Source organism: Virgibacillus salexigens, from assembly GCF_014905415.1.
Classification (GTDB): Bacteria; Bacillota; Bacilli; order Bacillales; family Amphibacillaceae; genus Virgibacillus; species Virgibacillus salexigens.
In genome coordinates, this window is sequence record NZ_BNEO01000006.1 from 93,762 (window position 1) to 112,169 (window position 18,408).

General features: G+C 37.7%; 23 protein-coding genes. 8 read left to right on the forward strand and 15 right to left on the reverse strand.

Features of this window, described 5'->3' with window-relative positions:
• Positions 1 to 6 precede the first annotated feature (6 nt).
• The gene (locus tag JKP73_RS19070; protein WP_038245872.1) at positions 7 to 1,338 is read right to left on the reverse strand and encodes an NAD(P)/FAD-dependent oxidoreductase; all 1,332 of its coding nucleotides are present in this window, start codon (positions 1,336 to 1,338) and stop codon (positions 7 to 9) included.
• 169 nt (positions 1,339 to 1,507) lie between these two features.
• Here JKP73_RS19070 and JKP73_RS19075 point away from each other — a divergent pair, with 169 nt between their 5' ends.
• Positions 1,508 to 2,035, forward strand: a complete 528-nt coding sequence (locus JKP73_RS19075) for a DinB family protein (protein ID WP_021290469.1) — start codon at positions 1,508 to 1,510, stop codon at positions 2,033 to 2,035.
• Positions 2,036 to 2,089: 54 nt separating this feature from the next.
• Here the strand turns inward: JKP73_RS19075 and JKP73_RS19080 are convergent, their stop codons facing one another.
• From JKP73_RS19080 to thrS, 5 genes are all read right to left on the reverse strand, one after another.
• Positions 2,090 to 2,959, reverse strand: a complete 870-nt coding sequence (locus JKP73_RS19080) for a putative RNA methyltransferase (RefSeq protein ID WP_038245873.1) — start codon at positions 2,957 to 2,959, stop codon at positions 2,090 to 2,092.
• A gap of 40 nt (positions 2,960 to 2,999) precedes the next feature.
• The gene (gene erm / locus JKP73_RS19085) at positions 3,000 to 3,827 is read right to left on the reverse strand and encodes a 23S ribosomal RNA methyltransferase Erm (RefSeq protein WP_200411680.1); all 828 of its coding nucleotides are present in this window, start codon (positions 3,825 to 3,827) and stop codon (positions 3,000 to 3,002) included.
• Between the two features lie 318 nt (positions 3,828 to 4,145).
• On the reverse strand, positions 4,146 to 4,190 hold the full coding sequence (locus tag JKP73_RS23650) for an erythromycin resistance leader peptide (protein ID WP_126410072.1): 45 nt from the start codon (positions 4,188 to 4,190) through the stop codon (positions 4,146 to 4,148).
• Between the two features lie 96 nt (positions 4,191 to 4,286).
• Positions 4,287 to 5,018 carry a class I SAM-dependent methyltransferase gene (locus JKP73_RS19095; RefSeq protein WP_038245874.1) on the reverse strand — a complete coding sequence of 244 codons (732 nt, stop codon included), beginning with the start codon at positions 5,016 to 5,018 and terminating at the stop codon, positions 4,287 to 4,289.
• Between the two features lie 27 nt (positions 5,019 to 5,045).
• Positions 5,046 to 6,959 carry a threonine--tRNA ligase gene (gene thrS / locus JKP73_RS19100; RefSeq protein WP_200411681.1) on the reverse strand — a complete coding sequence of 638 codons (1,914 nt, stop codon included), beginning with the start codon at positions 6,957 to 6,959 and terminating at the stop codon, positions 5,046 to 5,048.
• A 742-nt stretch (positions 6,960 to 7,701) separates the two neighbouring features.
• On the opposite strand from thrS, the gene JKP73_RS19105 reads away from it, so the two are divergent.
• The 3 genes from JKP73_RS19105 (at position 7,702) to JKP73_RS19115 (ending at position 8,964) form a co-directional block, all read left to right on the forward strand.
• Complete coding sequence (locus tag JKP73_RS19105) at positions 7,702 to 8,157, forward strand: hypothetical protein (protein WP_160807571.1); 456 nt, start codon at positions 7,702 to 7,704, stop codon at positions 8,155 to 8,157.
• 100 nt (positions 8,158 to 8,257) lie between these two features.
• A complete protein-coding gene (locus tag JKP73_RS19110; RefSeq protein WP_021290464.1) occupies positions 8,258 to 8,425 on the forward strand; it encodes a TspO-related membrane protein in 168 nt (55 codons plus the stop codon).
• 104 nt (positions 8,426 to 8,529) lie between these two features.
• Positions 8,530 to 8,964, forward strand: coding sequence for a TspO-related membrane protein (locus JKP73_RS19115; RefSeq protein ID WP_155974791.1), 435 nt, complete (start codon positions 8,530 to 8,532; stop codon positions 8,962 to 8,964).
• A 37-nt stretch (positions 8,965 to 9,001) separates the two neighbouring features.
• Here the strand turns inward: JKP73_RS19115 and JKP73_RS19120 are convergent, their stop codons facing one another.
• A complete protein-coding gene (locus tag JKP73_RS19120; RefSeq protein ID WP_021290463.1) occupies positions 9,002 to 9,856 on the reverse strand; it encodes a DUF72 domain-containing protein in 855 nt (284 codons plus the stop codon).
• A 145-nt stretch (positions 9,857 to 10,001) separates the two neighbouring features.
• Between JKP73_RS19120 and JKP73_RS19125 the strand changes: the two genes are divergently transcribed.
• Complete coding sequence (locus JKP73_RS19125; protein ID WP_021290462.1) at positions 10,002 to 10,187, forward strand: hypothetical protein; 186 nt, start codon at positions 10,002 to 10,004, stop codon at positions 10,185 to 10,187.
• 11 nt (positions 10,188 to 10,198) lie between these two features.
• Entirely contained in the window at positions 10,199 to 10,453 is a 255-nt protein-coding gene (locus JKP73_RS19130) for a spore coat protein (RefSeq protein WP_038245877.1), read from the forward strand.
• Positions 10,454 to 10,539: 86 nt separating this feature from the next.
• On the opposite strand, the gene JKP73_RS19135 is transcribed toward JKP73_RS19130, so the two are convergent.
• The 4 genes from JKP73_RS19135 to JKP73_RS19150 all read right to left on the reverse strand — a co-directional run bounded on the left by JKP73_RS19135 (position 10,540) and on the right by JKP73_RS19150 (position 12,977).
• Complete coding sequence (locus tag JKP73_RS19135; protein WP_021290460.1) at positions 10,540 to 11,466, reverse strand: S66 peptidase family protein; 927 nt, start codon at positions 11,464 to 11,466, stop codon at positions 10,540 to 10,542.
• 354 nt (positions 11,467 to 11,820) lie between these two features.
• Positions 11,821 to 12,021: a hypothetical protein gene (locus JKP73_RS19140; protein WP_200411682.1), complete on the reverse strand. Its 201-nt coding sequence runs from the start codon at positions 12,019 to 12,021 to the stop codon at positions 11,821 to 11,823.
• A 50-nt stretch (positions 12,022 to 12,071) separates the two neighbouring features.
• The gene (locus tag JKP73_RS19145) at positions 12,072 to 12,281 is read right to left on the reverse strand and encodes a hypothetical protein (RefSeq protein WP_200411683.1); all 210 of its coding nucleotides are present in this window, start codon (positions 12,279 to 12,281) and stop codon (positions 12,072 to 12,074) included.
• A gap of 216 nt (positions 12,282 to 12,497) precedes the next feature.
• Positions 12,498 to 12,977, reverse strand: coding sequence for a DinB family protein (locus JKP73_RS19150; RefSeq protein WP_021290458.1), 480 nt, complete (start codon positions 12,975 to 12,977; stop codon positions 12,498 to 12,500).
• 767 nt (positions 12,978 to 13,744) lie between these two features.
• Here JKP73_RS19150 and JKP73_RS19155 point away from each other — a divergent pair.
• Positions 13,745 to 14,563 (forward strand): C40 family peptidase, encoded by an 819-nt coding sequence (locus tag JKP73_RS19155; RefSeq protein ID WP_200411684.1) that lies wholly within the window; start codon positions 13,745 to 13,747, stop codon positions 14,561 to 14,563.
• 104 nt (positions 14,564 to 14,667) lie between these two features.
• On the opposite strand, the gene JKP73_RS19160 is transcribed toward JKP73_RS19155, so the two are convergent.
• A complete protein-coding gene (locus JKP73_RS19160; RefSeq protein ID WP_021290455.1) occupies positions 14,668 to 14,934 on the reverse strand; it encodes a hypothetical protein in 267 nt (88 codons plus the stop codon).
• A gap of 363 nt (positions 14,935 to 15,297) precedes the next feature.
• Here JKP73_RS19160 and JKP73_RS19165 point away from each other — a divergent pair, with 363 nt between their 5' ends.
• Positions 15,298 to 15,546, forward strand: a complete 249-nt coding sequence (locus tag JKP73_RS19165; RefSeq protein WP_021290454.1) for a hypothetical protein — start codon at positions 15,298 to 15,300, stop codon at positions 15,544 to 15,546.
• A 65-nt stretch (positions 15,547 to 15,611) separates the two neighbouring features.
• On the opposite strand, the gene JKP73_RS19170 is transcribed toward JKP73_RS19165, so the two are convergent.
• From JKP73_RS19170 to garD, 3 genes are all read right to left on the reverse strand, one after another.
• Positions 15,612 to 16,022, reverse strand: a complete 411-nt coding sequence (locus JKP73_RS19170; protein ID WP_038245881.1) for a GNAT family N-acetyltransferase — start codon at positions 16,020 to 16,022, stop codon at positions 15,612 to 15,614.
• A gap of 387 nt (positions 16,023 to 16,409) precedes the next feature.
• Entirely contained in the window at positions 16,410 to 16,640 is a 231-nt protein-coding gene (locus JKP73_RS23570; RefSeq protein WP_308436513.1) for a DinB family protein, read from the reverse strand.
• Positions 16,641 to 16,853: 213 nt separating this feature from the next.
• Positions 16,854 to 18,392, reverse strand: a complete 1,539-nt coding sequence (gene garD, locus JKP73_RS19180; protein WP_200411685.1) for a galactarate dehydratase — start codon at positions 18,390 to 18,392, stop codon at positions 16,854 to 16,856.
• Positions 18,393 to 18,408 lie beyond the last annotated feature (16 nt).

The window sequence follows — 18,408 nt, forward strand, 5'->3', positions numbered from 1 at the left end:
CGTTAACTAGACTTTCCTCGATTGCTTCTTACTTGTTAAGATGGCATTACCTACGCTAGGGTGGAATAGATGCGTCGGAGGCTCCATTAAATTCATAACCTTCACTAGCCGTAAATATATTTCTGGATCGACAGCGGATAGCTCATAAACCTTTCTACTGTACCATTGCTTAAATGGCAGAATAACGGATCGATCCCCTTTAATGTCGGGGTGACGCAATACCTCTGTAGTTGCCATATCCCATGGCGTTGCTATCACTTTGGCGATAGCACGATGAAATTCCCTACCAAACTTACGATTAAACGTTCTCGTTTCTACTAAGCTTTCTTGTAAGGCCAAAGCCTCCATTGCAGCTACAGAAATCCCTTGTCCAAAGACAGGATCAAAGCGGCAGTGGGCATCGCCTATTACCAACAATCCGGCTGGAAGATTTACTAGATCAAATCTCCGCCTTACTTGATAAGGGATCTTATGAATATTTATTTTAGAAATGGGGTCCGCTTTTGCTAAAAATTTCGTAACTTCAGATGTTGGCAGTTTTTTTGCATACGCCTGAAACGCATTTTCCGTTTTTGGAGGCTGTTCATTAGCATAACCACTAAATGTTACTGAAAATCGCTCTCCTTCAACCGTTTGAATAAAAGCTCCATAAGGGTTTTCTGGAAAACTTGGGGATATTAACATATTACACCAATCCAGTTCTTCATGATGATGTAAACGGAAATACCTTGTGGCGTAAAACAGCTTAATCGCGACTTTTTCTTCCACTACATTTACTCGAAACGGCTTCAACCAATTCATTACGTTTGAACCGAATCCACTAGCATCAACTACTAAATCAGCTGTCATATTTTCTTCCTCGTTTGTTTGCAATGAACGAACATTAACACCGATGACTTGGTTATAACGTGAATTTGCCAACAGCCGGTCCACCCGCATCCCATATTTGGTTTCAATATTAGCTATGTTATTAATTCGTTGTTGCAAGTGCCATTCCAGCATTGGTCGACTTTGTTGAACCATTACTAATTCGCCGGTAAATCGCTGTTTCCATGCTCCAAAGTGATGCCACTTTAGATCCCTTGTAAAGTTCGTTATAATTCCGCCATCCGCAATTAATTCATCAAGAAAACGAGGAAATAATTCCTCTATTGCTTCTTCTCCCCCCTTTAGCAGCACATGTGGATGATATGTTTGCGGAACTCTCTTTCTTGGTGTTTTCTCATCCCATCTTGGACCAGTTTCTAGGATAATTACTTCTCGGAAAGATGTGGATAAGGCCTTCGCAGCCAATTTTCCAGCAATACTTCCACCAATAATAATTGCTCTTTCTAACATGCTTTTCCTCCCCTTCCTCGAATCTCCGTTCACCCATCCTTTATTTATATCCAGTATACGGTAATTGATTGTTTTTTGAAATAACATATTATTTCGAAATATCACCCTATAGCTAACATCATCATGATATACTAAATGTATCAAGGCGATCTCTTAAGGGAGTGATGGAATGCAATTTTCATTAAAAGGGGCTCTCGAGGTTCTAGATAACACCCCACAAGCACTGGATTGTTTATTATCCAACTTATCTCATGGTTGGTTACAATGTAACGAGGGAGATAGGACGTGGAATAGTTATGAGGTAATAGACCATCTTATTGAAAGTGAAAAGCATAACTGGATTCCTCGATTAGAAGCTATTCTCCATGGAGATGAACATGCACCTATTCCACCATTTGATCGGTATGCTCATTTAAATAAAGATACGAATAACCCAATTCAACAAAAACTTATGGATTTTAAAACGCTTCGTGCGCATAACTTATCTAGACTAGAAACCATTCCTTCGCTTGAATCGCATCTGGACGCCATAGGCTTACATCCAGTCTTTGGCGAAGTAAAGTTAAGCGAGTTACTATCTACATGGGTAGTCCATGATCTAACCCATATCGCTCAAATAGTACGAGTCATGGCAAAGCGATATCAAAAAGACGTTGGTCCTTGGCAAGCCTATTTAGGGATACTAACGAATAAATAAGCAAAAAACATACACCCACTAAGCGAGTAGGTGTATGTTTTTTTACTCTAGTTTCTAATTATTCCTACCAATGAGAATATCCAAATCAATCGTAATCTCTGCTGACTCCTGCTCTGTAAATGACTGAATACGCTTTGGATCGGCCGACCAAGCAAGTGGAGTCATTCGTACCAAGTCCTGTAGTACCGTTTGGTTCAATTTATGACGATACGTTAAGGGGATGCGTTTAGTTGTTTCAAAATGGTCTTGAAATAGGCTCACCACTTCATCCTTATTGTTCATCTCTCGCTTCTCACTCTTCATAAGAACTTCTCTCAATTCGCTTAAATAGTTATTACGAGGCACTACCTTAATAATAAGGCCATTAGAAGCCACCAACCGTTTAAACTCAACGTAATTCGATGGCGAAAGGATATTTATTACTACATCAAATACATTTTTTTGGAAGGGAGCATTCGCAAGATTTCCCACCACCCAAATCGGGTCTATATAATTTTTAGCTGCTTGCAATATGCCTTCTTTAGCAATATCCAAGCCAATGCCCACTAATGAACGATCCAATCGACCTTCCATTATCTGGTGTAGATGCGATCCTTCACCACAGCCAACGTCTAATATGGTGATGGTTTCTTTATTCAGACGTGACAGAATTTCACTTATACGTTGATGCAAAAGCTGAAATAACTCAGTTTCTCCAACTACATGCTGCCTTGCTTCAAACAACGTTTTATCATAGTTACTTTTGATTGGCTGCTTCATTAAGTTAAGATAGCCTTGTTTCGTAAAATCAAACGTATGATGATGGACACAAGTCAAGCTCTTCCATGCTTCCACCTGCATCTTTGTACCACAATGCGGGCATCTAAATATATCACTCCATTCAGATACAAGTTCAGCGCTTTTTATTTTTTTGCTTTTTGTCATGATAAGCACCTCGTTTGCTTTTTCGTTTACTTGGCTTCGGTCAGAGCGGACGAGCAACATACTGTTTCATTGTAGTAAACAGGATAGACCATTGTAATTCCGTTAATAATCCAATTGGTGTCTCTTTATGAATTCCCAAGTTTCTTTTTAAATGCTTGATTTGAGGTGGAGTAAATATCGGTCGTAAAACCATTTGAAACTCCAATTCCGGTCGTCTTAATGCATATTCTGCGAGTCCATAAAAAGCTAAATAATCATTTGTAGAAAGAAACGATTCTTTTTTTCTAATTATCACCAGCATCGCAGAGTCCACGCTAGGCGGGGGAGAAAAATGGTATCTAGATATATCTTTATAATAGGAAATAGTAAACCACATACGCCAAATTAGTACATATGCATCCTTAATAAACTTAGAAGGAAATCGTTTTGCTGCACCTTTCTCTATGACGAGTACTCCCCTTTGAAAGGCACTTGATGGGTGGTTAAGGAGCAATTTCATAATCGGTGTTGTAATTGCATATGGAATACTAGAAACAACAATAAAGTTTTGACTTGGTAATTGAATTTTTAAAATGTCTTCATGAATATTTTTCGTATTTGAACCATTCTTTGTTTTTTCCTTTAAAATAGATACAAATCTCTGATCATATTCGGCAGCGATTACTCTCCTAGCTTTTTTGCTTAAAATTGTTGTTAGAGCACCCTCCCCCGCTCCTAACTCCAGTACGCTATCTTCCTTACTTATATTCGCCTGTTTAACCATTTCATTAATGATAGGCTTATGATGAAGTAAATGCTGACCTAAATAATTTGGTGGTTCACCATTACTTAATTTTTTCCGGCCATATTTATGAATCCGCTTTGTCATTTTCCTCTTCCTTTCTAAAAAATCACAGGCAACTGCCTGTGATCAGAGTAAAAAGGAAAAGAAGTACGTAAGACGTGACAATCATTTGGATGTCCCCAACCATACAACTTCGTTGAAATCAATGAACATCCATTCAAAGGTTCATTCAATCGATAAATTTGTTGTTTTTTTAAACGTACATACTTTAGAAACATAGAAAAAGAAAGGCAAAACGAGTCACCTTTCAGTCAGCAGTACGATATAAATAAAATTATTAAAAAAAGACAGACTGATCCCGTTTACTCTGCATCAACAAACAGAGCCTCTGAACGTATTTAATTACTGGTTCAAAGCTGGGAAACGAAGTCTCATAAAATGTGTCAATTTTTAATAATCCTCCTTTATTTGTCATCTAGTTGTCATTATAAATAGCTTGATAGGAAAAGTCAAAATCAAGTTTTGACCTCTACCCAGTAGATGCTACTGTTTCTCAGCAGCTACTAACAGAAACATTGGTCTTCTTATTTCATCTTCCATCCCCTGTTTATCTAGCATTCCTGAATGAGGCTTTGGTTCCGAGACCTTCGTTACTCGAAAGCCTGCTTTAATTAAATCATTCATATAGGTTGAAATCGTTCGGTGATATTTCTCCACATTTTCTGTTAAAAACATTGTATGTCGTATGCCTTCGGTTTGATAATTATCGACCGGCCAATGCAAGCGATTTCCATCTGAATCATAATACCAATCCTGAGCAGATTGGGATGTGAAAATCGGATGCTCTACAGAAAAAACAAATGCTCCGCCACGCTTCAGCAATTGAAATACTTTATAAAAAACAACATCGATTGTTTTCACATAATGAAATGCTAAGGAGCTTATTACGATATCAAACGAATCGGGTGCAAATTCGATATCTTCAATAGCTGTTCGCTTATAGGTAATCGAATGGTGTTTCGTTTCTTCGCGGGCACGTTCGAGCATCCGTTCAGAAATATCCACTCCTACCACTGCACGAGCTCCTTGTTCTTTAGCATAGCGGCAGTGCCATCCAAAACCGCATCCTAGATCAAGCACACGCTTTTCTCTCATATTTGGAAGCATCTGCTGAAAAACCGGCCACTCACCAGTAGCTTCTAATCCACCTATCGAACGTGGCATCTTCTTATATTCATTAAAAAATAGAACGTCATCATATTTATTCTGTTTCATAACTTCTTCCTCCCTAATAAATGACTATCACAGTCTTTTCATCACCTTTTCACAAATATGATCTACAAAACGACCTAACTTCCAACTCGTGGATTGCTGTTCACTATAGTGCCGAACATTGACGGTTCTATTCTCCATTTCTTTATCTCCAAGCACCAACATAAACGGAATCTTTTTCAGCTGCGCTTCTCTAATTTTATACCCTAATTTTTCATTTCGATTATCTATTCCCACCCTTATTCCTAATGCTTCTAGTCTAGCTTGAATATAGAAGCAATACTCTAGATGTACCTCTGAAATAGGAAGTATTTGCGCCTGCACTGGGGCTAGCCATACAGGAAATGCTCCCGCGAAGTGTTCAATCAAAATCCCTAAAAACCGATCAATAGAACCAAAAATAGCGCGATGAATAACAACGGGACGTATCTTTTCATTATTTTCATTAACATAAGATAAATCGAATTTATTTGGCATTTGAAAGTCCAACTGAATTGTCGCACATTGGTGACTTCGATTTAAAGCATCTTTAATATGGAAATCGATTTTTGGCCCATAAAAAGCCCCATCGCCAGTGTTAAGCTGGTAATTTATATTCAAATCCTTCAGTACATGAATTAATGCTTTTTCAGCTATTTCCCAAAGATGATCCTCTCCTAGAGAATGGTCTGGCCGGGTAGATAGTTCTACAGTATAAGAAAAACCAAGGGTATTATAAACTTGATCTATTAGGTGAAACACCTGCTTGATCTCGTCTTCTATTTGATCTTCCCGCACAAAAATATGAGCATCATCCTGACAAAAAGAACGTACACGAAACAGCCCATTCAAAGCTCCACTAGATTCATGGCGATGTACTTGACCAAATTCAGCCATTCTAAGTGGTAGATCACGATAAGAATAAAGACTATTTTTAAACACTAACATATGTCCTGGGCAGTTCATTGGTTTCATCGCAAAACTTATACCATCTACTTCCGAGAAATACATATTTTCATGATAATGGTCCCAATGTCCAGTTTCTTCCCAAAGACGTTGATTCATAATTAGCGGTGTGCGTACCTCTTTATAACCTGCCTTATCTTGTAATTCTCGTAAAAATGTCTCTAACTCATTTCGAATAATTTGGCCATTTGGCAAATAAAACGGCATCCCGGGTGCCTCTTCTGAAAACATGAAGAGCTCTAGTTGCTTCCCTAGCTTCCGATGATCCCGTTTACTTGCTTCTTCTAAGAAAAGAAGATGGCTCTCTAACTCGGAACGCTTATGAAAGGCAGTACCGTATACACGTTGGAGAACCTGATTTTGATTATCTCCGCGCCAATAGGCACCTGAAATATGCGTCAATTTAAAAGCCTTAATGAACCCAGTATGTGGTAACTGGGGACCATGAGAAACATCAATGAATTCTCCTTGCTTATACAGTGTTATTTCTCCATCTTTCGGAAGCTCTTGTATTTCTTCTAGCTTATATAATTCTCCCCTCTCTTTGAACAATTGAACAGCTTCTTCATAGGATAAAACCTTGCGTTTAAATTCTAGCTTTTCTTGAATAATGTTTTCCATTTCGGCTTCAATCTTTTTTAATTCATCTAAAGGAATGCTCTGATGAATCTGAAAATCATAATAATATCCATTGTCTAAGACAGAACCAGTTCCTAATTTAACATTGAAATAACACCTTTTCACCGCTTGCGCTAAAACGAGTACTGTAGAACGCCTCAATACCTCTAATGCTTCCTCAGAATTGGTTGTAAGAAGAGATACAGATGCATCTCTCTCAATACGATAACTTAGATCAACTAATTTGCCATCAACTTTTCCTACCACTGTTTTTTTTCGTAAACTTTGACTAATGGACGATGCAATTTCTGATAACTGTATACCTTTTTCATATTTCTTCTCTTTTCCATCGGGAAATTGAATGTGAACGAATTTCTCCATTTTATTCGTCCTCCTTTATAAAATAATTTAATAAAAAACACACCCATCCTTAAAACAAAGGACGAGTGCGTAACCCGTGGTTCCACCTAATTTTCCAATAAAACTTAAATTGGCTTTATATGCCTTAACGCAGCTAACGGTAATTGGATACTATGGTTCCCCAATACAGCTTCCGAGGTGGTAAATGATTATCTTTCGTTAGGAAGTTCCCAGCATCTCTTCCCTCTCTAGTAACGAGTGACAATCATCCATGTCCCCTTCCTTGCATTTCTTGATATAAACTTTTGTAGTATTAAAAAAACACATGCATCCCAAAACAAGGGACGAATGTGTTGATCCGTGGTTCCACCCATTTTCCCAACCGACAAGCTATGCCGATTGACTTATGGTCCTTTAACGCAGGCTTTACGATAATGGTTACTTGATTTCTCCAATACTGCTCACAAGGTGGTAAGTTACTTTGCTAGGATAGGAAGTTTCCAGCATCCTCCCCTCTCTGCTAACCATCAAAAGTAACCCATGTCCTGTTCATCACTTCTTTAACGTTTTTATTTTTATATATCCTACACTATTCGTCCATAAAAAACAAGGGTGATTTATACAATACCGCAGAAAATTTTTAAAACAACTAACAAGTATTAGATTACTTGCATAAACTTACATTGATGTAAAAACAGAAAGCTGTTTAGTTAGGTGTCCCAACATGAAACCAACTGATAGCAACTTGCAAAGGAGAAAGAGAATGAAAAAGATCGGTTTATTTATTGCCTGCTTATTCCTGATTACTTGTATTGGGTGTATGAAATCTGATGAATCCAAAGTGGAGGACCTTGTCACAAATTATTACCAAGGGTTGAAGGAAGGCAACTATGAAGCATCATTACAATTATTAGGAGAAGAATATCTTGATTTTATTGGAATGACAAAAAGAGAGGTTATTGACGAGTTTGAATTCGCTGAGAAACAAGGGAATAGCGTTTCAGAAATAGCCGTCGTTTCCGTTAAAGCATTAGATAAAGCTAGCTTAAGTGAAGAAATTCCGCTTCCTTTACAAGAACGAATAACAGATAGTGAACACTATCTGGTTAAAGTCAATGCAACAAGAGAAGGTGGCGCGGAATTTTTGGATTATGTACTTCTCGCCTTGATAGATGGAGAATGGCAAATTCGTGGCATTGCAAGTACAATAATAAATTAAACAACATAATGGTCTTTCTCCATTCTAAATATAAGTAAAGTACGTTTAGCCTTTTTGTATAAAAGGACTGTATACCATTTAACAAAAGGAGGAAGACCATTTGAATCCACCAATTGGAATAACAATCCGTAATCTGATCTTTCTTATTCTTACACTTAGTATTAATTATTCAGTCGGCTCAAATGTAGGACGTATCGCTGATCAGCAGGATACACTTATTCAACCAGCTGGCTACGCTTTTTCCATTTGGGGAATCATTTATATATGATTGGTTATATGGGTAATTAAAGGATTCTTTGCTAAACCTGATAATCAACCTCTTTATCATTCGATGAAAACCCTCTTTCCTGTTAACCTTTTGTTAAATGCAGCATGGATTCTTACGTTGAGTATATATTCCTTTCTACTATCATTATATTCCTATTATTATTTTCGCTTATTCAGATGTATCAACGAGTAACCTCTAATCCGAATAGCACCTTTCTTGATTACGCGCCTTTTGCTATTTACTTTGGTTGGGTTTCTTTAGCAAGTATTGTTAACTTATTTACATACTTGGTACGTAACAATCTCTGGCCTATTTTAAGGATAAGTGAATTAGGATGGACAATCCTTACATTAATTATCGTAAGTATAATCACTCTTCTAGTTACAGTTCGTAAATCTGATTTCTTATACCCGCTTGTGTTTATATGGACCTTTATTGCTATTTATGTCAAAGCTCCGTATGAGTTGCTGCAGTGGGTGTTAGTCGCTTGCAGTATACTGGTTGGCATCGGCATATTGATTGCAGCTAAAACGAAATGAAGTAAACCGAGACGATAATGTCGCGGTTTTGTTTACATTAAAATAGATCCAATTGTTTTGGAGATAGTCCCTTGTACTCTATTCCAAGCAATTCCTGCAATTCTTTTGCGTTTCCTGCAGCATCTCCACCAGAATTATTATTAAATACAATAATGATATCTTTTGAATTCTTACTAAGCTCGGTAATTCGCTGTTTCCATTCCAATAATTCTTGTTGATTATATTTATATAAATAACGAACATCCCGCCAGTTGGTTTCAGCGCTGCTTGGTTTGTTCCAACCGTGTATATTGCGGCCATGCATTCGAATAAGTGTCTTCGAGGAGTTAGTGGCAACTGGTACACATGGGACTGATCCATTACCAGCCTGCGGTTCATCAGCTATGGAGTGAATCCAGCCTTCTTCTTTCATAAATGATAATGTACTATTTCGGAAGCGCTCATGAAACCAAGATTGATTTCTGAATTCTAAGGCAACTGGTATATTTCCCATCATTTGTTTACAATAACGAAGGTACGTGACATTGTCTTTATTGCATTCAAACCAAGGCGGGAATTGAAATAAGACCATTGCTAATTTATTAACACGTTGATATGGTGCCAAAGAATCTTTAAACGCTTGGAACATCTCCTGCTTTGTCTCAAACGGGTCTTCTTCTCCCCTCTGATGTCCTGTCATACCTTGATATGCCTTGACAACAAATCGAAAGTTCTCTGGTGTCTCACGTACCCATTTTTCTGCGTTACGTACAGGCTGAACTGCATAAAAAGAAGCATCTACTTCAACTACAAGAAAATGGCTGCTGTATTCTGAAAGTTTATCTTTTGATTTCAATTGATCAGGGTAGAGTGAATAATGATCCCCCCAACCAGTCAATCCTATGTAAATCATTATGAACCCTCCTGCCAATATAATAGCACAAGAGGAATTGCAAAATGAATAACAAAAATTCAGCAAGAGCTATACCTTTGCCACTGCATATTCCTCATTAAAATGGAAAAACTAGGCTTTACTAATATGGAAAGGAGCTTGTGCCATGAACCAACTAACACAAACAGAGTTGGAAAACCTAAGAAAGATGATTGGTGAGCATGGGATGATCGCTAATAAATTAGAGACTTATGCTGAATCTGCAATGGATCCAGAATTGAAGTCCATTCTGCTGAGAGATGCGCAATCTGCTAGACAGGCACAACAGCAGTTATTACCATTTTTACAATAGGAGGAAGATAGATGTTACAAGATAAGGATATTGTCAACGATTACTTAAATGGCTTAAATGCAAGTTTAAAAAGCTATGCTGGTTACATTAGTGAAGCAAACAATCCGGGACTACGACAAACCCTAATTAATTTAAGAAATGGCGATGAGTCAAGACAACGAACTGTATACAGCTATGCAACACAACACGGGTTTTATAAGCCGCCACAAGCGGCAACACAACAAGAAATCCAGCAGGTTCAATCAGAACTATCTGCTGGTCAATAATCAGTTGGAGTATCGAATAATCCATTGATTTTCGATGCTCCGTCTCTACATTTATTCGATCTCCAAATGGCTCATTTAATCGTTATTTAAGGTAAAGTAATGGTAGGTTCCATTACGGTCAGCCTATTATTCACTGTATCCAAATTTGCCGTTGCACCAATTGGAATCGCCGCTTTATATATACCATGAGCAGTAGCAACATTCGTCATTAACGGTTTACCTAATGGCACCACAAAGTTATTAATAAAGTCCTCATATGTTACCCCATAGGCTGTTGGACAATTTGTACATTCTCCTAATACAATGCCAATACAATCATCGAACTTACCAGCTAACTTTAGTGCATTCATGTACCGATAAACAGTATTTATCGGTTCATGCGTCTCCTCAAGTAGTAGTATTTTACCTGTTGTATCAATTTCATAAGGGGTTCCAAGCGTATCGACAAAAGAGGTGAGATTCCCACCAACAATTGGGCCTGTAACATTTCCGCTTACCCTGCTTACTTGCGGCAACTGGGGAGGATTTTGAATTTGTCTTTGAGGAGACCAAAGTGATGTTGCATTGAAAAATTGATCATAATTGTAACTCGGCGTACTCAAAGAAAAATCAATAAGCATAAGACTTTGTAATGTGATTAAATTGCTATTCTGTGCTAATACATTTAATAAAACAGTAATATCACTATATCCACTAATTAATTTTGGATGATCCTCAATAAACGAATAATCGAGAAATGGAAGTATCCCCGCAACTCCTACGCCACCTCTAGTAGGCAATATCAATTTCACTTGTTCATCGGAAAACATATCCATAAGATCCATGGCACGTTCTTCGTCCGTACCTGCAAGGAAGCCATTCTCTGCATAAACTTGTTGTCCTAATACGACTTGAAAGCCGAAGTTTTGTAAGGTATTTATTCGATCATTAATGATATTTGCAGCTAAAGGACTACCTAAAGTTACAATGCCGATCGTATCGCCTTGTTGCAAAATGGGTGGCTTAATTGCCATTATGGAACCTCCTCACAAATAATCTCTCTTTCATCTTATTCGTGGGCGATTAATTTGTTACTTAAGAGCAATTGCTCAAGTAGGCGCTACTAACCGTCACAAGGGCATATGTGCGACAAAGTCTCTTTATCGTAATGAGATAAGGGATGCTTCACTAGGCGCTGTTCGCTAAGCAGGATGCAGCTAGATACTTGGTTAATTAGCCACTGTCGTAAATTTTATTATTTGTGAGAAAATAAAAAGAGACTCCCGATCAGACGAGAGTCTGCACTGCTTAGAAATTACTTTCAAGCTTGGGAGCTATTCGATGCATTGTAGCTTGTTCATAAGCGTATGCCACCAACTAATTCTGCCTCACTCCACATTTTCCCCAAAAAGCCAAAGCAAAGGGTGAACCATTGTATAATAGCCAGCCGGCACTGTAATTAATGGAAGGCCGCTAATGTTGATTTCCGGGATTGTTGTTGATGCTACCTGTTCTGCTTTAATACCAGGAATAGCTTCCGACATTTGCGGATAAACAAAACCATCTAATCCCACCTTATTTAACACCATGTTTATCATGTGAAGTAGTTTTTCTTTTATTTCTTGAAATTGCGTTAAGTTTAGAAGTGAGCATGGTGTACGTTAGCTGCTTCTTCATTTACAAAATCATGAACCGTCCCCAGTGGTCCATCGACCGAAGGAATAATCCCACTACGATGAAAGACATTGGCCATGGTTAGTGTTTCATCGTCCGGATTCAAATGTTTTATGTATTGTTCCAAGTCATAGAAAAAAGTTTCCATTCCTTGAAATGGGTGAACCTTCTTCATACCATAGCATTAATTGTTCCACCGTCACTTCTTCCAAAAGACTACTATTTGCAATGGATGAGAAGACTGTACTATCCTTCAAACTGGTATCTCCTTTCCTTTTCCCTATTAATAGATAGAATACAAAATGTTTGTCTATGCTTTCATTTTATAGTGAAGGAACGTAACTGCAATTATCTTGTAAGTTAATCTAACAGAGTTTTTCATATAAACTATTTACTTATCAAACAACCCTCTTCGAATGAAGTTTGCCGTAATAGGCTTCCTCTCGATTTCACGTGACCAAACCGAAAGTTGTCCAATATGATGTATTTCATGTGCGATTATATGGCGCATTACCTCTCCATAATAAAATATTTCCTGTTCACCTTTCGCATTAACGTCTTCAAGTAATACCCATTCCAAATCACTTGTCCAATTCTCCACAAAATGGTTAACCTCTGGATGATAGTGGTCCGATAGCTGCTTTACTTTATCCAAGCTCGCATAATCTAGCAAGGATGGTTCTATTGGCTCTGGTTTTCCTTGCAACAAGGCAATCCAACTATACTCTACATCTACAATATGCAGTAAAGTATGGAGTATATTTCCGATGCCACCCACCCTTCTCTTTAATAGCTCTTGTTCGGACAACGATTCACACCAGGTAAGCCACTCTTTCCGTACTTGCCAATTATATTCAAACAACTTCTTCATCCTATTTCCTCCTTATTTAAAAGCTCCACTACAAATTAAATTTAAAAAACCCTGTCAGATATTCTTACAACATTACTGCATATAGGCCTTTAAACTCGTAAGATAAAGATACTTCCATAATCCTTTTCGATGGTTCCATTGTTTTTCACTCGGAAAAAGTCTGGTCCCAGAAAAGTGATACTATCCTAAATCCCCACTTGGGAGAAGAGATCCAGTCAAGTGTCCATTCTTGCTGGATCTCTTTATTTTTTGTTTTTTTATATGCATCTGTTGATGATGTTTATTAAGCTGCGTTGACACGGCCATATTCATTTGACACAAAAATAGAATCTTCCTCCTTTACCATCTACTTATCCATTTTTGCGTGTTGTTATCATATAGTAATTGATTCCACCCCGTAAGCTAAAAATCCTTTAAAAAGATTCACGTGAAGTTGGAAAAGAAAGGAAACAAACTGCCACGAATGTTTCTTGACGGTATGAAATTCGTAAAGATCCTAACATGAATGTAATATGAACAACGGAGGAAGCCATGAAAATAATGGAGATATTTCCTTCATTTCTATGAAAATAGTTCCTTTTTTACTTTTATTTTTGATGTCATTTATTAAAATAATTTGTTATTTCTCCTTAATCACTATGTTATCTCACTGATATTTTTATGTGATACATTACAGATAGTTAAAAAATATGATGGAATTTGTCGAATCATATTTCATTGATTTTTACTAGTTAGATAGTAGAGTTAATAAAGGCAAAGGAGGAATTATGTTGGCACAGACCAATCACAAAGCAAGAAAATATGTACTTTCTACAGCATTTGTTACTTCCTTGGCTCTTACCCCTATTTTTAGCGGGAGTGTTTTTGCCAATGCAGGAGCTGGTGCTTCGGAAGGAGATTTAACCATTAGCGAGAGCAATATCCCTAATGTAGAACAGCAGGAAGATACTTCATCAAATGAGGCATCACTCATTCAGCGCGGGGATGTGAGTGAATCTGTAGAAGATGTACAAGCATTGCTACAAGACCAAGGCTATTATACATATACAGTTGACGGCATTTTTGGTCCAATAACCGAACAAGCGGTAAGAGATTATCAAGCAGATCAAGGTTTACAAGTTGATGGTATAGTAGGTCCAAATACTTCTGAAGCAATGGGATTATCAGGAAGTGAATCTTCCACTGATCTAACGATTACAGAGTCTGGGGATAATTCTGATATTCAAGCTGATATCGTTGCTGCTGCAGAAAGTGTAATAGGAACTCCTTATGTATGGGGAGGAACCACTACGGACGGAATGGACAGCAGTGGATTTATTAACTATGTGTTTGACCAAGTGGGTATTGATGTTTCACGTACACATAGTGAAATGTGGCAAAACGATGGTGTCCATGTAGATGCTCCAAGTGTTGGAGATGTTGTATTCTTTGAAGGTACCTATGAAACAGAAGGTGCATCTCATAGTGGAATCTATATTGGCGATAATCAAATGATCCATGCTGGAAATGATGGGGTTAGCGTAGCAGATATCAGTATCGATTACTGGAAAAACCACTATATTGGCGCTAAGTCTATTACAGAATAATCGCCAATAAAAACATAATAATACAAGTGCAAACGTGTTGCACTTGTATTTTTTCTTATTATTGAAAGCTGTCTACGAATGTAGACAGCTTTCTATCTAAATAATTATTGTTGTTGATTTTGTTGAATTTGCTGTGCCTGCTGTTGAGCTTGTTGCAATTGCTGCTGCACCTGTTGGAAATTAGGATCCTGCTGTGCATTAGCTCCTGCTTGGTTTTGTGCATTTTGCAACGTTTGCTGCGCCTGCTGTAACTGCTGTTGAGCTTGTTGTAATTGTTGCGGATCTGCACTAGCTTGTGCCTGTTGAACAGCTTGTTGCGCTTGTTGTGCCTGTTGTTGTGCTTGTTGTAGCTGTTGGTTTTGTTGTGCCACTATAAAAACCTCCTAGAAATTTTTGTTGCTTATGCAACTCATTCTTACCGTTTGCAATAATAGCATATTTATACATTAACTTTATATTTTTCTAATTTATACATCATTTTACAAACTTAGAAGGTCCAAGATTAGAAAAAGTTAAGAGGTTAAGCTCATTAGAGGCTAATGTAACTCGTGTGTTATTTTATACCATTTATTGTATTTTAATAACACACCCATCTTATCCTTTACATTTCTATCCCCAAAATATTCCACATACGAATAGACTTGCTAGTTTTTCCTTTCTATGAAAACGGGTATGTAATAAGAAGAGATGATATTAGAATATCGATTCATCCATTCAAGGAGAGGATGACAACAATGAAAAAACGAAAAAAAATCATGCGTGCCGTGAAATTTACAGGTGCAACTATTTTAATTATTGGTATTGCGATCTTTTTATATGGATTTTTCATCCATAAAGGAAGCTCTTTCACAGGAATTGGTATTGGAACAGTAATGGGAGCTGTATTTATCTTTATTATGGGAATCTTTTTTGTAGCTACAGAGGAAACATTGAAAGAACGATTTGTAAAACTGAAAACGAAAATCAAACGACCTAAAAAATAGAATCGTGTTTCCGATATTCTCTGGTTAACTCAAAAATCCTGCTGTAAACAGCAGGATTTTCTTTGCTAATTTATCTTAGCAAATGCTATAGCACTACCCCTATCACAAGATTGAAAACCATTTTTCTCATAAAAATATCTTACATCAGGCGCCTCTTCAGTCAAAAGAACCTTTTGGCGTACATGTTGATACTTCTTCAAGATCATTTGCATTAATTGTGTGCCAATGCCTTGTTTCTGGTAGGCAGTTAATACTAGTAGGTCTTGAATATAAATAATGGTTAACCTATCTCCGATCGCACGAATTAGGCCAACTAACTGTTCCCCATCCCAAGCAGAAATCACTTCTTCTGATTGCAGTAAAGCTTGTTGAAGAAGAGGTATATCCTTCGTATATGCCGTCCAATGTACATCATTATATAAACAAATTAATGGTTCTTTATCAATTGTTTTATCATGTTTATACGTTATAACCAATTTACATTCCTCCTCAATTAGTTAGTTTGAAGAGTTTAATCGCAATTTTACCACAGTAGTCCCCCCTTCCATTAACGAATAATGATCAAAGGCTAATTCAATAAAAATTGACAGCTCATTTACATAACAATACCACGCATAACCATATTTATTGCTCCTTTAACCATTCATAACTCATTGTACGATTAACCATTTGTAGGCTCCCGCCTTACTTCAGACATTTTTTAATATCCATAATCGCTTGTAAGTGCATTCCTTCATGAAAAATCGTTCGAATTAAAACTTGCTCAATCGTTTTTACCCCCATATCGATAGGAGGGAATTCTACTCTAAGTCTTTGACCATATATTTTTTTGAGGATTGCAGGCTGGTTTTCAAGCAATGATATCAACGCTTGAATGTTGGGGTATCCGTGGTGAAATCACTGGGGGATGTCCCAAATCCAAACCAAGAATTAACTAGTGTTGTTGTTTCACTCTGTTCTTTTGTTAAAGCTTCAATCCAAAGAAATTGATCAAGATATATATGACCAAGATTCCAGCGGATATTGTTATTGAAATTTTCGGGTATGGCTTCAGCATCATCCCGGGTGACGTTTTCAGGTAACGGATAAAACATCTGAACGATAAGTTTGTAACTGGTTAAATAATATCTCAGAACTTGTATCTGTTCCCATGGACCTGAGCTCCTTCCTATATATTCAATGTTCGACAGTCCTACTTAATAACCCTTTATATCTTCAGTATCAATGTTTGTTACAAACAAAAAAAGGTGACCTTCTGCGGTCACTTCAATAAAATATATATCATTGCTATGAATGATCCAACTAACCTACGTGATTGGTGCTGGATTGAATAGGCTCAAGTCATTTTGAATCCCCCAATGCTCTGCCCAAGTTTGTTTACGGCCACTAGCTACATCCAATATAAAATGGAAAAGTTCCCAGCCAACCTCTTCGATTGTAGCATCTCCAGTTGCAATTCGCCCCGCGTTGACATCTATTAAGTCATCCCATTGATTCTTCAACGCATTCCGTGTAGATACCTTAATGACAGGTGCCATCGCTAATCCATAGGGTGTACCACGGCCTGTCGTAAACACTTGAAGGTGCATTCCAGATGCTAGCTGCAATGTCCCGCAGACAAAATCACTGGCAGGTGTAGCTGCGAAAATTAATCCTTTCTTTGTTGCCTTCTCTCCTGGTGCTACAACATCGGTGATTAGGCTGCTTCCTGATTTAGCAATCGATCCGAGAGACTTTTCAACGACATTAACAAGACCACCTTTTTTGTTTCCCGGGGAAGGATTTGCACTTCGATCTGCCATCCCCTTTTGTAAATACGTATCATACCATTTCATTTCATCGATTAACGCTTGTCCAACCTCTTTATTAACAGCACGTGGAGTTAATAAATGGACAGCGTCCCTAACTTCCGTCACTTCTGAAAACATTACGGTTGCACCAGCACGTACTAACAAATCTGCGGCGTATCCTACAGCAGGATTTGCCGTCACCCCAGAGAAAGCATCACTACCTCCGCACTGCAACCCCACCACTAAATCGGAAACTGGACAGGTGACTCTCTCTCGTTGGTTTAACTTTTGTAAGCGCTGATCTGCCATCTTCATAATGGCGTCTATCATCTTTGTAAATCCCTTTTGATCTTGCAAGGATAGAATGTTGAGCTGTTTGTCATCCGCTTGAATAAGCCGATCAGGCAATAGTTTTTCACATCCTAATCCTACAACCATGACTTCGCCTCCAAAGTTTGGATGGGTTGACATATTTTGAAGTGTGCGTATTGGAATCTCAGATTCGGGTGCATTAATGGCAACTCCACAACCATAATTGTGGTTAAGTGCTACTACATCATGAACATTCGAATATTTAGGTAACAATTCTTGTTTAATTTTTGCTACTGCATAATCTAAAACACCAACCACACATTGAACACTTGTTGTAATTCCGAGGATATTTTTAATTCCAGCGCTTTCATTATTATTGCGATATCCTTCGAATGTATAGCCTTCTAAGGGAGGTTGTTCTTCAAGTTTCCTTGTTGCGATTGGCAAATCATCTAGTTTAGGAGGAGACGGCAACCTAACCAAGGTTTCCTTTACCCAACTTCCTTTTTTAATAGAGACTGCTGCATAGCCAATTATTTCTCCGTAACGAACAATCGCTTCATCTTTATCTAAATCGGTCAAAGCTACTTTGTGTCCTTCCGGTATAAACTCTTGGATTCGAGATCCATTAAAGAGTGCAGCTCCTTCTTTTACCCCTCTTGGATTTACAATTGTCGCAACATTATCTTTATCATTCAACCTAATATAAAGCGTTGTTTCTTTTTTTAAATTATTTAATGACATGGCTAATTCACCCTTT

What these genes read in the sequence shown, in the direction of transcription:
- JKP73_RS19135 (WP_021290460.1), bottom strand. Translation starts at nt 11,466, where the DNA reads ATGGCAATTAAGCCACCCATTTTGCAACAAGGCGATACGATCGGCATT.
- JKP73_RS19145 (WP_200411683.1), bottom strand. Translation starts at nt 12,281, where the DNA reads ATGAAGAAGGTTCACCCATTTCAAGGAATGGAAACTTTTTTCTATGAC.
- JKP73_RS23570 (WP_308436513.1), bottom strand. Translation starts at nt 16,640, where the DNA reads ATGTTTTATCCGTTACCTGAAAACGTCACCCGGGATGATGCTGAAGCC.
- garD (WP_200411685.1), bottom strand. Translation starts at nt 18,392, where the DNA reads ATGTCATTAAATAATTTAAAAAAAGAAACAACGCTTTATATTAGGTTG.
- JKP73_RS19070 (WP_038245872.1), bottom strand. Translation starts at nt 1,338, where the DNA reads ATGTTAGAAAGAGCAATTATTATTGGTGGAAGTATTGCTGGAAAATTG.
- JKP73_RS19140 (WP_200411682.1), bottom strand. Translation starts at nt 12,021, where the DNA reads ATGGTGTTAAATAAGGTGGGATTAGATGGTTTTGTTTATCCGCAAATG.
- JKP73_RS19150 (WP_021290458.1), bottom strand. Translation starts at nt 12,977, where the DNA reads ATGAAGAAGTTGTTTGAATATAATTGGCAAGTACGGAAAGAGTGGCTT.
- JKP73_RS19120 (WP_021290463.1), bottom strand. Translation starts at nt 9,856, where the DNA reads ATGATTTACATAGGATTGACTGGTTGGGGGGATCATTATTCACTCTAC.
- JKP73_RS19165 (WP_021290454.1), top strand. Translation starts at nt 15,298, where the DNA reads ATGAAAAAACGAAAAAAAATCATGCGTGCCGTGAAATTTACAGGTGCA.
- JKP73_RS19130 (WP_038245877.1), top strand. Translation starts at nt 10,199, where the DNA reads ATGTTACAAGATAAGGATATTGTCAACGATTACTTAAATGGCTTAAAT.
- JKP73_RS19095 (WP_038245874.1), bottom strand. Translation starts at nt 5,018, where the DNA reads ATGAAACAGAATAAATATGATGACGTTCTATTTTTTAATGAATATAAG.
- erm (WP_200411680.1), bottom strand. Translation starts at nt 3,827, where the DNA reads ATGACAAAGCGGATTCATAAATATGGCCGGAAAAAATTAAGTAATGGT.
- JKP73_RS19115 (WP_155974791.1), top strand. Translation starts at nt 8,530, where the DNA reads ATGGATTCTTACGTTGAGTATATATTCCTTTCTACTATCATTATATTC.
- JKP73_RS19125 (WP_021290462.1), top strand. Translation starts at nt 10,002, where the DNA reads ATGAACCAACTAACACAAACAGAGTTGGAAAACCTAAGAAAGATGATT.
- JKP73_RS19075 (WP_021290469.1), top strand. Translation starts at nt 1,508, where the DNA reads ATGCAATTTTCATTAAAAGGGGCTCTCGAGGTTCTAGATAACACCCCA.
- JKP73_RS19155 (WP_200411684.1), top strand. Translation starts at nt 13,745, where the DNA reads ATGTTGGCACAGACCAATCACAAAGCAAGAAAATATGTACTTTCTACA.
- JKP73_RS19105 (WP_160807571.1), top strand. Translation starts at nt 7,702, where the DNA reads ATGAAAAAGATCGGTTTATTTATTGCCTGCTTATTCCTGATTACTTGT.
- JKP73_RS19080 (WP_038245873.1), bottom strand. Translation starts at nt 2,959, where the DNA reads ATGACAAAAAGCAAAAAAATAAAAAGCGCTGAACTTGTATCTGAATGG.
- thrS (WP_200411681.1), bottom strand. Translation starts at nt 6,959, where the DNA reads ATGGAGAAATTCGTTCACATTCAATTTCCCGATGGAAAAGAGAAGAAA.